11 protein-coding genes and 1 pseudogene are annotated in these 14460 nt (G+C 68.7%); 4 read left to right on the forward strand and 8 right to left on the reverse strand.

Translation table 11 applies throughout. From position 1 onward, the window contains the following. Positions 1 to 59 precede the first annotated feature (59 nt). Positions 60 to 2867, reverse strand: coding sequence for a phosphoenolpyruvate carboxylase (ppc, locus tag A5624_RS08430; RefSeq protein WP_066864505.1), 2808 nt, complete (start codon positions 2865 to 2867; stop codon positions 60 to 62). Positions 2868 to 3005: 138 nt separating this feature from the next. Between ppc and A5624_RS08435 the strand changes: the two genes are divergently transcribed. Continuing rightward, positions 3006 to 3923: an LLM class F420-dependent oxidoreductase gene (locus A5624_RS08435; RefSeq protein WP_066864532.1), complete on the forward strand. Its 918-nt coding sequence runs from the start codon at positions 3006 to 3008 to the stop codon at positions 3921 to 3923. 21 nt (positions 3924 to 3944) lie between these two features. Here A5624_RS08435 and secG read toward each other — a convergent pair whose 3' ends face one another. The 7 genes from secG to A5624_RS08470 form a co-directional block, all read right to left on the reverse strand. Further along, complete coding sequence (gene secG, locus A5624_RS08440; protein ID WP_066864507.1) at positions 3945 to 4178, reverse strand: preprotein translocase subunit SecG; 234 nt, start codon at positions 4176 to 4178, stop codon at positions 3945 to 3947. A 30-nt stretch (positions 4179 to 4208) separates the two neighbouring features. Beyond that, positions 4209 to 4994: a triose-phosphate isomerase gene (gene tpiA / locus A5624_RS08445; RefSeq protein ID WP_066864509.1), complete on the reverse strand. Its 786-nt coding sequence runs from the start codon at positions 4992 to 4994 to the stop codon at positions 4209 to 4211. Between the two features lie 15 nt (positions 4995 to 5009). Beyond that, positions 5010 to 6239 carry a phosphoglycerate kinase gene (gene pgk, locus A5624_RS08450; RefSeq protein WP_066864513.1) on the reverse strand — a complete coding sequence of 410 codons (1230 nt, stop codon included), beginning with the start codon at positions 6237 to 6239 and terminating at the stop codon, positions 5010 to 5012. Between the two features lie 3 nt (positions 6240 to 6242). Next, the gene (gap, locus tag A5624_RS08455) at positions 6243 to 7262 is read right to left on the reverse strand and encodes a type I glyceraldehyde-3-phosphate dehydrogenase (protein WP_066864516.1); all 1020 of its coding nucleotides are present in this window, start codon (positions 7260 to 7262) and stop codon (positions 6243 to 6245) included. Between the two features lie 124 nt (positions 7263 to 7386). Next, positions 7387 to 8811, reverse strand: coding sequence for an NAD(P)/FAD-dependent oxidoreductase (locus A5624_RS08460; protein ID WP_066864519.1), 1425 nt, complete (start codon positions 8809 to 8811; stop codon positions 7387 to 7389). Then, positions 8804 to 10558, reverse strand: a complete 1755-nt coding sequence (locus A5624_RS08465) for a DUF3556 domain-containing protein (RefSeq protein WP_066864521.1) — start codon at positions 10556 to 10558, stop codon at positions 8804 to 8806. The genes A5624_RS08460 and A5624_RS08465 overlap by 8 nt, the downstream gene beginning before the upstream one ends. Before the next feature lie 148 nt (positions 10559 to 10706). After that, positions 10707 to 11180: a hypothetical protein gene (locus tag A5624_RS08470; protein WP_231999924.1), complete on the reverse strand. Its 474-nt coding sequence runs from the start codon at positions 11178 to 11180 to the stop codon at positions 10707 to 10709. 248 nt (positions 11181 to 11428) lie between these two features. Between A5624_RS08470 and A5624_RS08475 the strand changes: the two genes are divergently transcribed. From A5624_RS08475 to A5624_RS08485, 3 genes and pseudogenes are all read left to right on the forward strand, one after another. Continuing rightward, the gene (locus A5624_RS08475; RefSeq protein WP_231997706.1) at positions 11429 to 12169 is read left to right on the forward strand and encodes a lysophospholipid acyltransferase family protein; all 741 of its coding nucleotides are present in this window, start codon (positions 11429 to 11431) and stop codon (positions 12167 to 12169) included. Positions 12170 to 12172: 3 nt separating this feature from the next. Then, positions 12173 to 13804 (forward strand): acyl-CoA ligase FadD12, encoded by a 1632-nt coding sequence (gene fadD12, locus A5624_RS08480; RefSeq protein WP_066864525.1) that lies wholly within the window; start codon positions 12173 to 12175, stop codon positions 13802 to 13804. Beyond that, positions 13804 to 14460: pseudogene (locus A5624_RS08485) on the forward strand (alpha/beta hydrolase); the annotation flags it as partial. The gene fadD12 and the pseudogene A5624_RS08485, both read left to right, overlap by 1 nt.

Below are 14460 nucleotides of genomic sequence, written 5' to 3' on the forward strand. Positions count from 1 at the left end.
ACGTCGCGTCAATCAGGGTATTCGCGGGGGGCCGGCCCGGGGAGACGAATCGCGGGTTATCAGCCGCTGTTTCGCAGCGCGCTGGCGAGCCCGTTCATGGTCAGCAAAATGCCGCGCTGCACCAATTCGTCGTCGTCGCCGGAGCGGTAGCGGCGCAGCAACTCCACCTGCAGGTGATTGAGGGGCTCGAGGTAGGGGAAGCGGTTGAACACCGAACGCGCCAGCGCCGGGTTGTCGGCGAGCAGGTTGTCCTGGCCGGTGATGAGCTTGTGCATGGCGATGGTTCGCCGGTGCTCGTCGACGATCTTGTCGAACACCCGGCGCCGCAATTCCTCGTCGTCCACCAATTCGGCGTAGCGCGCCGCCAGCCCGAGGTCGCTTTTGGCCAGCACCTGGGCCAGGTTGGACAGCACGCTGCGGAAAAACGGCCAGCGCTGGTACAACTCGTGCAGGGTGTCCACCCGCTCGCTTTCGCTTTCCGGGCCGGCCGCGATCCACTGTTCGAACGCCGACCCGGTGCCATACCAGCCGGGCAGCATGACCCGCGACTGGCTCCACGCCAGCACCCAGGGGATGGCGCGAAGGTCCGAGATGGACTCGGTGGGTTTGCGTGAGGTGGGGCGGCTGCCGATGTTCAGCGAACCGATCTCGCTGACCGGCGTGGAGGCCATGAAGTAGTCGACGAAACCCGGTGTCTCGTGCACCAATTCGGCGTAGGCACGCTGGGCCAGCACGGCCACCTCGTCGAGCACCGCGTACGCCGGTTCGGCGGCGTCGCCCAGGCCCTCCACATCCAGCAGCGTGGATTCCAGCGTAGCGGCCAGCAGGCTCTCCAGATTGCGTTGGGCCGCTTGCGGTTCGGCGTACTTGGCGGCGATCACCTCACCCTGCTCGGTGAGTCGCAGCGAACCGTTCACCGCGCCCGGCGGCTGCGCCAGGATTGCCTCATAGCTCGGCCCGCCGCCGCGGCCGACGGTGCCGCCGCGACCATGGAAGAGCCGCAACCGGATTCCGGTTTTGCGGGCCACCTCCACCAGGGCCAGCTCGGCCCGGTACACCGCCCAGCTGGACGCCAGGTAGCCGCCGTCCTTGTTGGAATCGGAATACCCCAGCATCACCTCCTGGCTGTCGTCGCGGGCGGCCACCAGGGCGCGGTAGATCGGGAGTTCGAGCATGGCGTGCAGGATGGTGGCGCCGTTGTGCAGGTCGTCGATGGTCTCGAACAGCGGTGAGATGCCGACCGGGCAGTACGGCGCCTCCCCGGACGCGTCGATGAGGCCGGCCTCCTTGAGCAGGATCGCGGCCTCGAGGACGTCGGAGACCGAACGACACATGGAGATCACGTAATTGGGCACGGCGGACGGTCCGTAGCGCTTGATGGCGTGCGCCGCCGCGCGCACCACGCCCAGCTCTTTGCGGGCCAGTTCGGACAGTTCCGCGCGGTCACCGACCAGCGGCCGGCGGGTGGCCAGCTCGGCGGCCAGCAGCTCGACCCGGTCGTCTTCGGGCAGCGAACCGTAATCGGGGTGCACCCCGGACCACGCCAGCAGTTCGGCGACCACCTCCTCGTGCACGTCGGAGTTTTGCCGCATGTCCAGGCCGCACAGGTGAAACCCGAAGACCCGCACGCCTTCTCGCAGCAGCGCCAGGCGGTCGTCGGCCAGCAGCGCGCTGCCGTGCGCGCGCAGCGACGCATCGACGGCGTCCAGGTCGGCCCGCAGCTCGCCCGGGGCGGCATACGGCGGCAACCCGAGGTCCAGCTCGTGCTGGGGTCGGCGGTCCAGGATCTCGGCGCCGGTCGCGGTGAGCCGGGCGCGGATCACCCGCACCGCGCGCCGATACGGCTCGTCGGCGCGGGCCTTCTCACCGCAGCCCTCGGCCAGTTCGGTCAGCTCGGGGCTGACCGCGACCAGGCGCGCCGACATCGACAGCTCCTGTTCCAGCGCGGTCAGTTCGGCCAGGTAGTGCGCCAGCGCGGTGAACGCGGCGTTGCCGGTGGCCTGGCGCACCACGTCGCCCGTCACGTTCGGATTGCCGTCGCGGTCCCCGCCGATCCACGAACCGGGCTGCAGGATCGGCTGATCGAGCAGGTCCGCGTCGGGCCAGCGCTTCCGCAGCGCGTCGCGCACCTCGGCGTTGACCTGCGGGATCACCTTGAAGAACGCGGCGGCGTAGTAGCGCAGCCCCACCTCGATCTCGTCGGTGATCTGCAGCCGGGACAACCGGATCAGCGCGGTCTGCCACAGCGTGAGGACCTGGCGGCGCAACTCGCGTTCGATGTTACGGCCGTCGTCGGTTTCTTCGTGTCCCTCGGCGTGCAGCCGCATCAGTTCGGTGATCCGGTGCTGGGTGACGAACACGGTGCGCCGGCGGGTCTCGGTGGGATGCGCGGTGATCACCGGCGCCACCACGGCACCCTTCAGCGCACCGGCAACGGTGGCCGAATTCAGTTGCGCGGAGTCGAGTTTGGCGTAGGTAGCGGCCAGGCTGCTGTCCTGCGGCGCCTCGCCGGCGGCGACGTGAATCGCCCGGCGGCGCTCGCGGTGGATGTCTTCGGCGACGTTGGCCAGCAACGCGAAGTGGCTGAACGCCCGAATGACCGGGATCGCCTGGTGGATGTCGATGTCATCGAACATCCGCGCCAGCTCCGCGCGGTCGATCTCGGAGCGTCGCACCCGAAACGATTCGACCCGGGCCCGCTCGACGAGCTCGAACACCTCGTGACCGTTCTGCTCGCGCACCGTGTCACCCAGAATGGCGCCCAGCAGCCTGATGTCGGCCCGCATCGGCTCGGTCGCCTCGCGACCCACCAGGGTGCGCTGCACGGCGCCGATCGGTTCCAGCGTGCCCTCGGATGCCTCAACCATGAGTCCCAGTATCGACGCGGTTGTCCGCGGCCGCCCGTCGGGGACCGTCCGCGGCCGTGAATCACCATGGCGCCCAGCGCGTCAGATCAGCGTGATTAAACAGGAATGACCGGCCGATCAACCGTGTTGGTTGCGGACATGTCCACCGGAATCATCCTCATGGCCCGTCCCGATGCCCCCAACCTCGTCGATGACGTGATCGCCCAAGCCCAACGAGCCCACGAGCTCGGTGTCGCGCAGGTGTGGCTACCCCAACAGCAGAACTACGACGCGATCGCGCTCGCCGCGCTCGTCGGAGCCGCCGTGCCCGGGCTGGGCGTGGGCACTTCGGTGGTGCCGATCAATCCCCGTCACCCGCTGATCGTCGCCTCGTTGGCGCAAACGGCGCAGGCCGCCGCGCACGGCAACTTCAGCCTGGGGCTGGGACTGGGTGCCCGACAGGTGGAGCGCCCGGCCTTCGGCACCGACTTTCCCAACACCATCACCCGGCTGCGCGAGCACCTGACGATCCTGGCGTCGGTGTTCAACAGCGGCGGCGTCGACTTTCACGGCAGCGAACTGCACGCCAGCCCCACCTGGCCGGTGCGGGTGCCCGGCGGCACACCGATCCCGGTGTATGTGGCGGCGATGGGCCCCAAGGCGCTGCGGGTCACGGGCGAACTGGCCGACGGCACACTGCCCTATCTGGCCGGGCCCCGCACCATCGAAGAATTCATCGTGCCCGAGATCACCAAGGCGGCGGCCGGGGCGGGCCGCCCGGCACCGCGCGTCATCGCCGCGGTGCCCGTGCTGTTGGCCGACGACGTCGACGGCGCCCGCAGCGCCGCCGCCCAGCAGCTGAGTTTTTATGAGGCCATCCCGTCGTATCGCAACGTGATCGCCCGGGAAGGCCTCGCCAGTGTCGTCGACCTCGCCGCGATCGGGCCCGAGGAGTCCGTAACCCGCCAGTTGCGCCGCTACCGTGACGCCGGAGCCACCGACATCGTGCTCAGCCCGCTGGACCGCTCCGACTCGGTCGACCGGGAAGCGCTGTGGAGGCTCACCGCCGCGCTGTGACCGCGCGGGACACGCGCGCCGTCAGCGATATTTGATCATCAGCGCCATGCCGATGATGCACACCAGCCAGATGGCGGTGATGAAATACGTCAGCCGGTCCAGGTTCTTCTCCACCACCGTGGAGCCGGACAGGCTGGACTGCACGCCGCCACCGAACAGCGTGGACAGGCCGCCACCCTTGGCGCGGTGCAGCAGCACCAGCAGCACCACCAGGATGCTGGTGACGACCAGGGTGATCTGCAAAGCCAACTGCATGACGGCCAGCCTACCTGGGCGAAGCCGTGCTCAAGGAAGAGGCCCGCCGGCGGCGATCGCCGCCAGCGTGGCGAACTGCTCGCCGTCCAGGGAGGCGCCGCCGACCAGTCCGCCGTCGATGTCGTCGCGGGCGATCAGCTCGCCGATGTTCTTGGCGTTCACCGATCCGCCGTAGAGCACCCGCACCGAGTCGGCGACCTCCGGCGAGGCGAGTGACGCCAACTGTTCGCGGATCGCCTTGCAGACCTCCTGAGCGTCGGCGGCGCTGGCCACCCGTCCGGTGCCGATCGCCCACACCGGCTCGTAGGCGATGACGACCTTGGCGATCTGCTCGGCCGACAACCCGGCCAGCGACTCACGCACCTGCTTCTCGCAATGGCTGACATGCTGGCCGGCCTCACGGATGTCGAGGTGTTCGCCCACGCACACGATCGGGGTCAGCTCGTGCTTGAGCGCCGCGGCGGCCTTGGCGGCCACCACCGCGTCGTCCTCGTGGTGGTAGGTCCGCCGTTCGGAGTGCCCGACGACGACGAACGTGCAGCCCAGCTTGGCCAGGAAGGCGCCGCTGATGTCGCCGGTGTAGGCACCCGAGTCGTGTTCGGACAGGTCCTGGGCGCCGTAGGTCAACCGCAGCTTGTCCCCGTCGACCAGGGTCTGCACGCTGCGCAGATCCGTGAACGGCGGTAGCACCGTGACGTCGACCTTGTCGTAGTACTTGTCCGGCAACGCGAACGCGATCTTTTGCACCAGCGCGATGGCCTCGAAGTGGTTGAGGTTCATCTTCCAGTTGCCGGCGATCAGCGGTTTGCGGCTCACGACTCTGGGGCCTTTCTAGTTGTGGTCGGGCTGGGGTCGACTCAACACCTCGATACCCGGAAGCGTCTTGCCCTCAAGGTATTCCAGCGACGCTCCCCCACCGGTCGAGATGTGCGAGAAGTCGCCCTCCGGGATGCCCAGTGCGCGCACCGCGGCCGCGGAGTCCCCGCCGCCCACCACGCTGAACGCGCCCTTGCCGGTGGCCGCGGCGATCGCCTCGGCGACGCCCTTGGTGCCCGCGGCGAAGGCGGGAAATTCGAACACGCCCATCGGCCCGTTCCAGAACACGGTTTGGGCGTTGGACAGCAACGTGGTGAACCGTTTGACCGAGCCCGGCCCGATGTCCAGGCCCATCACGTCGTCCGGGATGGCGTCGGCCGCGACGGTCTGCGGTGTCGCGTCGGCGGCGAACTTGTCGCCCACCACGATGTCCACCGGCAGCCGCAGCACGTCGACGTAGGTGTCCAGCAGCTCGCGGCAGGTGTCCACCATCTCGGTCTCCAGCAGCGACTTGCCGACCGAGAAACCTTGCGCGGCAAGGAAAGTGAAGCACATGCCGCCGCCGATGACGATGCTGTCGGCCTTGGTGGCCAGCGATTCGATCACACCGAGCTTGTCGGACACCTTCGACCCGCCGAGCACCACCGCGTAGGGGCGTTTGGTGGAGCTGGTCAACTGCTCCAGCACGGCGATCTCCTCGGCCACCAGCGTGCCGGCGTAATGCGGCAGCAGGGTGGCGATGTCGTACACCGAGGCCTGCTTGCGGTGCACCACGCCGAAGCCGTCGGAGACGAAAGCCCCTGTCGGACCGACCAATTCGGCCAGCTGGCGGGCCAGCGCCAGGCGTTCGCCGTCGTCTTTGCTGGTTTCGCGGGCGTCGAAGCGGATGTTCTCCAGCAGCAGGACGTCGCCGTCGGTCAGGCCCTCGGCGCGGGCCAGCGCGTCGGTGCCCACGACGTCGCCGGCCAGTTGGACGTGCCGGCCGAGTTGCTCACCGAGCGCGGCGGCGACGGGCGCCAGCGACAGCTTCGGGTCGGCTCCGTCCTTGGGCCGGCCGAGGTGCGCGGTGATCACCACCTTGGCGCCCGCCTCGACCAACGCCTGCAGCGTCGGCACCGAGGCGGTGATGCGGCCGGCGTCGGTGATCTTCCCGTCGTCCAGCGGCACGTTCAGGTCCGAGCGCACCAGCACGCCGCGTCCGGAAACCCCCTCGGCGAGAAGGTCTTTCAGGGTGTGGACGGCCACGGTTTACAGCGACTTGCCGACCAGGGCGACCAGGTCGACGAGGCGGTTGGAGTAGCCCCATTCGTTGTCGTACCAGGAGACGACCTTGGCCTGGTTGTCGATCACCTTGGTCAGACCCGAGTCGAAGATCGAGCTGTGCGGGTCGGTGACGATGTCGCTGGAGACGATCGGGGCGTCGTAGTACTTCAGGATGCCCTTGAGCTTGCCCTCGGCCGCGGCCTTGAACGCGGCGTTGATGTCCTCGGCGCTGACCGACTTGGACAGCTCGGCGGTGAGGTCGGTGACCGAGCCGGTGGGGATCGGCACCCGCAGCGCGTAGCCGTCCAGCTTGCCCTTCAGTTCCGGCAGCACTAGGCCGATGGCCTTGGCCGCGCCGGTGGAGGTCGGCACGATGTTCAGCGCGGCGGCGCGGGCCCGGCGCAGGTCCTTGTGCGGCCCGTCCTGCAGGTTCTGGTCCTGGGTGTAGGCGTGGATGGTGGTCATCAGGCCCTTGACGATGCCGAACTCGTCGTTGAGGACCTTGGCCAGCGGCCCCAGGCAGTTGGTGGTGCACGAGGCGTTGGAGATGATGTTCTGGCTGCCGTCGTACTTGTCGTCGTTGACGCCCAGCACGATGGTGATGTCCTCGTCGGTGGCGGGCGCGGAGATGATCACCTTCTTGGCGCCGGCGTCCAGGTGCCCCTTGGCCTTGGCGGCGTTGGTGAAGATGCCGGTGGACTCGACGACGACGTCGACGCCCAGGTCGCCCCAGGGCAGCGCCGCCGGGCCTTCCTTGACCTCGAGCGCCTTGATCTTCTTGTTGCCGACGACGATGGTGTCGTCGCCCTCGAGGCTGACGTCGTGCGGCAGCCGACCCAGGATGGAGTCGAATTTCAGCAGGTGCGCCAGGCTGGCGTTGTCGGTCAGGTCGTTGACGGCGACCACCTCGATATCCGCGGTGCCCTGCTCCTGTTGAGCCAGCAAGGCCCGGTAGAAGTTCCGCCCGATGCGACCGAAGCCGTTGATACCTACTCGGACCGTCACTTGTCTCTCCTGTCGTCTTTCTTTCCGGTGTCCGCTGATTTGCGCTCGTCGCCAGCCTAGATCAGGGGCGGCTACCATTGCCGCGCTGGTATATCACCCGTGACCTCGGCCACACGCGGTCCGGTTAGCGGCCACGCTTGCGCAGCCATCCCAGCGCCGCCCCGGCGGCGTAGTACCCACACAGGCCGTGGATGCCGGCTCCCGGCGGCGTCGATTGCGAGCATAGGTAGACGCCGGGCACCCCGGTCGCGTACGGGTTGACCGAGACGCGCGGCCGCAGGATGACCTGGAGCCCGTCGTTGGCGCCGCCGATGATGTCGCCGCCGATGTAGTTGGGGTTGTAGGCCGCCAGGTCGGCGGTGCCGGTGCTCACGGTCGCGACGATGCGGTCGCGGAATCCCGGGGCGAACCGCTCGATCTGGTCGGTGATGATCTCGGTGGCGTCGCCGGTGTAGCCGAATGGCACGTGAGCGTAGGCGTAGATCGGGTTGATATTGCCCGCCGAGCGCGACGGGTCGGCCAGGTATTGCTGCCCGAGGATGATGAACGGCCGCCGGTACATCCGTCCTTGCGCCCGCTCGCGTTCGCTGTGCGCGATCTCGGCGAATGTCCCGCCCAGATGCACGGTGCCGGCGTGACCGCAGTCGGGACTGGTCCACGGGATGTCGCCCTGGACGGCGTAGTCGACCTTGAATGCCGACGAGCCCTGGCGGTACCGCTCATACGATCGCTTGATCCGCGCGGGCATGGCGTCGCCGTAGATCTGCAGTGCCGCGGCGGGAGTCAGGTCGAGCATGACGATGTCGGCGTCGGGAATGTCTTTGCGGCTGGTCACGGTGACGCCGGTGGTGATCGCGGCGCCGTGTTCGGCCAGCACGGCTGCCAGCGCCGCGATGATCGACCCCGATCCGCCCTCAGCCACCGGCCAGCCGTAGTGGTGCCCGCTGGCCATGAACATCAGCGCCATCGCGGCCGTCAGTGGCCGGTCCAGCCGGGTGTAGGCGTGCGCGGCCTGGCCGCCGTACAGCGCGCGTACGCGCTCGGTGCGAAACCAGCGAGCCAGCACCGTGGCCGGCAGCACCGCGCGCGGTCCGAAGGCAGCAAGCCGGATGGGGTGTTGCGGAAGATGCAGGACCGGGCGCATCAGGTCTTGGCACAGCTCGTCGAAGCCGGCGGCGAGATCGCCCACCGCGAGCCGCCACCGCCGTCCGTCGGCGCCCATTTCGGCCACGGTTCGGTCCATCGAGCGATACAGCGACCCCGCGGTGCCGTCGTCGAGCGGGTGCGCGCAGTCGACCTCCGGCCATTTCCAGGTCAGTCCATATCGACTCAGGCCGATCTCGTCCCAGAACGGTGAACCCACCGCCATCGGATGCGCCGCCGCGCAGACGTCGTGGATCACCCCGGGCACCGTCAGCTCGGCCGAGCGCGCTCCCCCGCCGACGGTCTCGCGCGCCTCGAGCACCTGCACGTCGACGCCGTCGCGGGCGAGTCGGATGGCCGCGGCCAGGCCGTTGGGCCCGGCGCCGACGACGACGGCCTTACGCATGGACCGTCGTGACGTGGACGGGGTAGTCGTCGCCGGGCTCGGGCCAGGGCTGCCGGCTCAGCATGTCCGCGACGTCGACGTAGCCCTCTTCGACGAGCCCGGTCTTGGCGTCGACGATGCGGTAGGCCTGCGTCTGGCGCTGGATCGGCTGGGCTTCCAGGATGATCACCCGCACGTCGCCCTCGTCGAAGTCGCAGCGGCGCTGCACGGCGGCCAGCAGCTGCTCGTTGTGCAGGTGGCCTTCGCCGAAGTTCCACCCGATCAGCGGTCCGGCGATGATTTCGCCGTCGCGCAGCAGGTAGTCGGCCTCGTCGGCGCCGTCGGGCAGGGCGCGGGACACCAGCCCGCCCAGCGCCCGGCCGTGGGTGTGCATGGACCGCCACCCCATCAACTTGTCGATCATGAGCTCGGCGGTCTGCGGATCATAAAGGCGGGCAAGCTGATTGGGTGCCAGCGCCGACGCCTTGGTGACGTTCGCCTCGATCTTGTCCTCGGCGCCCTTGCGCAGGCACCAGGTGCTGGTCGCCCAGTTGCCCGCGTAGTAGCGCATCGCCGGCAGGAACGAAACCTGTTGCGGGAACATGTTTCCCACGATCGGCACCACCGCCAGCGCGACGATCAGGATGATCAGCAGCAGCGGTGAACTCAGGCCGGTGGCCGTGACACCGGCGTAATGGCCGAACAAATAGAACAGCGAAAAGATGAAGAAGACGTTCCACTCCAACGGCACCCCCATCGGAATGGTGGAGGTGATGTTGAGGTGGAACAGCACCATGAAGCCGATCAGGAACCACGCCCACCGGTGACCGTCGGCGAAGAACACCAGGACCAGCGGAACCAGAAATTCGGCCGTCGTCCCGCCGACGTGGGCCATGACCTTCGGTATCCACGACGGCCGCAGGTCGTCGACCGGGTCGAGGTAGAGCCGTCGCTTGAACCAGTTGAACGCCCGGCTGCGCAGCAGGGGGCTGTTGCTCATCATGACCGCCACGACGTACGGGAAGTGGTGGTTGAGCTTGGACGTCGCCGCGCCCCACCACAGCGCCAGCATGATGATCTTGAAGGCGGCGATCTGGTCGGTGAACCCGAAGAAGAACACCAGCAGCGTCAGCCCGTAGTGCTCGCCGCGCGCCGCCAGGAAGACGGTCTTGTCCCGCAGCCCCAGCAGTGCGAGCGCGACGATCGCTGGCACCACCAGCCACGGATCGATCAGGCCGACGTCGCCCGCGGGCGTCACCGGCCTGCCCCGCCCCGGTGAGAGCAGCGCCCAGACGCCGGAGCCCAGCACGACGAGATACAGCGCCACATCGGCCACCGTTCGGCTGTCGCCGCGGGTGAACGGCACCTTGCCCGGCCAGGCCGGCAGCCGAATGGTGTTGGGCCGCAACCAATACAGGAACCCGCCGAACGGCGGCCAGAACCGCGCGGTCAGCGGCCCCGATCCGCAGCCCAGGCCCAGGATCTCGAACAGCAGCGTGAAGATGACCAGCTTCTGGTAGACGATCGGCTGCGTCCACCAGTCGGTGAGGTGGCCCAGCCCGCCCAGCCCCGGCGTCAGGGAGATCACCGCGGCGGCGCCGGCGGCGTACCCGGCGATCTTGAAGAGGTAGAACAGATAGACCGCGTAGGGCGAACCGAAGCCGTGTTCGACCCAATGCCGGGTCATGATCTGGCGCCTCGTCGAACGCGGCAGGCTGAGCCACGTCTGCGGGTCGACGTCGGGAAACTCTGGAGCCATGAATCCCATGGGCGGCCTCGTTCCTGTCTAGAAACCAGCTGGCCCATTGAATGTATCGGCACCGCCACGCGGGTGCGCCGCATTGTGCGCCTCAGCGCTGCGCGTCAACCACCCGATCAACCGCCCAACGGCGAGAACTGTTGCGGGAAGCGGTGATTCAGCGCAGGCCCGGCGCGGACCGGCGAGCCACCGGGCGTGCCTGCGGCGCGGCCGCACCCGCCGTCCGGCGGACGAACCGGCGCTGCAGTTTGTCGATCAGCGCGTCCAGGGTCCGCCGATCCTGCTCGGCGATGCGCGCCAGACGGCGGTAGTTCGCCACGGCGTCCAGGTCGCCCCGCGCCTCCGCCGTGCCGATTTTGCGCTGATACTCGTCGATGCGCTGATCGATGAGGCCGCGCCGGCCGGCGAGCAGTCGGACGAAGTAATCGGCCTGCAGCTCGTCCGCGGTGCCCGGCGCGGCGAGCGCACCGGCGGCCGGTGCGGGCCGTGACGTTTCCTGACCCGGGCGGGCTGATTCCGCGCGGACCGCGGCGGGGTGGGCGCGGCGCCCGCGCCGGTCCCGGGTGCCGGCCGATCTGCGGGTGGCACTCGAGCGGGCGCCACGCTCGTGAGACAGACCGGCTACGTCCATCGGGTCCCCTTTACTCGAGGATTACTTAGGGCGCCGTAACAATAGCGCCCCGACCCGGCCCACACCATATGCCCGGTTGCGCAATGGGCGAAACACCGTGACAGCAACCGAGGCCCGGTCGCTACCATCGAGGGACTCGACTCGGCGAAGCGGCCCAGTGCGAGCGTCAAGGAGGGAACGTGACCGACAACGGCAACCCCGACGGCGGGGATATCGGCAAATTCGACCCCGGCTTGACCCAGCGCCTGATGGCGGTGATGCGCCCCGTTCTCAAGACCTACTTCCGGTCCGAGGTGCACGGACTGGAGGCGTTCCCGCCCGGTGGAGCCCTGGTGGTCGGCAACCACTCCGGCGGCATGTTCCCGATGGACGTTCCGATCTTCAGCGTCCACTTCTACGACAAACTCGGCTACGACCGGCCGGTCTACACGCTGAGCCACGACATCCTGATGACCGGACCCACCGCGGAATTCTTCCGGCGCACCGGATACATCAGGGCCAATCGGGAGAACGCGGCAGCGGCGCTGCGTTCCGGCGGGGTGGTGATCGTGTTCCCCGGCGGCGACTACGACGCCTACCGACCCACCCTGTCGGAGAACGTCATCGACTTCAACGGCCGCAAGGGCTACATCCGCACGGCGATCGAAGCCGGCGTGCCCATCGTGCCGGCGGTGTCGATCGGCGGGCAGGAGACGCAGTTCTATTTGACCCGCGGCACCTGGCTGGCCGAGCGGCTGGGCATTAAACGCTTGCTGCGCAGCGCGATTCTGCCGTTGTCGTTCGGCTTCCCCTTCGGCCTGAGTGCGGTCATTCCGCCGAATTTGCCGCTGCCCACCAAGATCGTGACGCAGGTGCTCCCGCCCATCGACATCGCCAAGCAGTTCGGTGACGACCCGGATGTGGACGAGGTCGACGAGCATGTGCGGTCGGTGATGCAGGACGCCCTGACCGAACTCGCCGCCAAGCGTCGCTTCCCGATCCTGGGCTGAACCATGGCGAATCCACTGAGCGAGACCCTGGGCCTGGTCAGCACGCTGAGCCGCGCCGGCATGATCGCGCCGATGCGGCCCGACCGCTACTTCAAGATGGCGGCGGCCATGCGCCGCGAAGGCATGGGCATGACGGTGGGCTTCGCCAGCGCGGCGCAGCGGTGCCCGGACCGTCCCGGCCTGATCGACGAACTCGGCACGCTGACCTGGCGCGAGCTCGACGAACGGATCAACGCGTTCGGCGCCGCGCTGCAACACTTGCCCGCGGGTCAGCCGAAAGTCGTGGGCATCATGTGCCGCAACCACCGCGGCTTCGTGGAGGCGGTGGTGGCCACCAACCGGATCGGCTCCGACGTCGTGCTGCTCAACACGTCGTTCGCCGGGCCGGCGCTTGCCGAGGTGGTCAACCGCGAGGGCGTCGACGCCGTGGTTTACGACGAGGAATTCACCCCAACCGTGGACCGCGCGCTGGCCGACAGGCCGAACGCCAGCCGCATCGTGGCCTGGACCGATGGGCAACACGAGCTCACCGTCGAGAAGCTGATCGCCGAGTACGCCGGGCAACGGCCCCAGCGGTCGGGCCGCAAGGGCAGGATGATCCTGCTTACCTCCGGCACCACCGGAACTCCCAAGGGCGCCAACCAAACCGGTGGCAACGCCGGAATCGGCACGCTCAAGGCGATTTTGGACCGCACGCCGTGGCGGGCCGAGGAGAAGATCGTGATCGTGGCGCCGATGTTCCACGCCTGGGGGTTCTCTCAGTTGATCTTCGCCGCGTCCATGGCCTGCACGGTGATCACCCGGCGCAAGTTTGACCCCGAGGCCACGCTGGACCTCATCGACCGCCATCAGGCGACCGGGCTCGCCGTGGTGCCGGTGATGTTCGACCGCATCATGGAGCTGCCCGCCGAGGTGCGGCGCCGCTACAGCGGGCGGTCGCTGCGGTTCGCCGCGGCATCGGGTTCGCGGATGCGACCGGACGTGGTCATCGCGTTCATGGACGCGTTCGGCGACGTGATCTACAACAACTACAACGCCACCGAGGCCGGCATGATCGCGACCGCCACCCCGGAGGACCTGCGGGCCGCGCCCGACACCGCGGGCCGGCCCGCCGGCGGGACTGAAATCCGGATCCTGGACCCGGAATTCAACGAACTGCCCACCGGTGAGGTCGGCAGCATCTACGTGCGCAACAACACCCAGTTCGAGGGCTACACCTCGGGGAGTACCAAGGACTTTCACGCCGGGTTCATGTCGTCGGGCGACGTGGGATACCTCGACGAGGCGGGGCGCCTGTTCGTCGTCGGCCGCGATGACGAAATGATCGTCTCCGGCGGAGAGAACGTGTACCCGATCGAGGTGGAGAAAACGCTGGCGGCGCATCCCGACGTGGCGGAGGCGGCGGTGATCGGCGTCGACGACGAACAATACGGGCAGCGGCTGGCGGCCTTCGTGGTGCTCGAGCCCGGCGCCGCGCTCGACGCGGGCGCCGCGCCCGAGGCGCTCAAGCAGCACGTGCGGGAGAACCTGGCCAACTACAAGATCCCGCGCGAGATCACGGTGCTGGACGAACTTCCCCGCGGCAGCACCGGCAAGATCCTGCGCGCCGATTTGCAAGCGCGGGTGACCGGCTGATGCGGCTCGCCCGGACCCTGCGGAAACCCCGGCCACTCGCGCGGGCCGCGCTCGAATTGGCCAACGCCGCCAACGGATTACGCCCGCTGGCCCGCAAGGGCTACAGCACCGTCCTGGTTTTCTGGTTCGGCTGGCCGGCCTCCGAGGTGCCGGGCGTGTACTTCTCCGCCTCGCTGCTCGATGCGCTGCGGCGGGGGCGGCGCGGCGATTTCGCGGGGCGGCGCGGCAAGGCGGCGCTGGCGCTGACGGCGGCGTCCTGGGCCATCCTGGCGGTGATCAAGTACCGGGGGGTCACCACCCCGGGCCCGGTGCTGGAGGCCGGGCTGCGCGAGGAACTCGGCGACGACTACGAAGAGGCGCTGGCCAAGCTGCCCCAGACGGAACCGCGGCGCAGCGGGCGGCGCATGCTGCCACTGGGCAACACCGTGGCCCGCCGCCGGTACGTCCAGAAGACCAACGTGGTGTCCTACGGTCCCCACGGCCGCGCGAACCTCGCCGACATCTGGCGCCGCCACGACCTGCCGCGCGACGGCAAGGCGCCGGTGCTGCTGCAGGTGCCCGGCGGCGCCTGGGTGATCGGCATGCGCCGCCCCCAGGCCTATCCGCTGATGAGCCACCTGGCCGCCCGCGGCTGGGTGTGCGTGTCGATCGGCTAC

Source organism: Mycobacterium sp. 1482292.6 (assembly GCF_001672995.1).
GTDB lineage: Bacteria > Actinomycetota > Actinomycetes > Mycobacteriales > Mycobacteriaceae > Mycobacterium > Mycobacterium europaeum_A.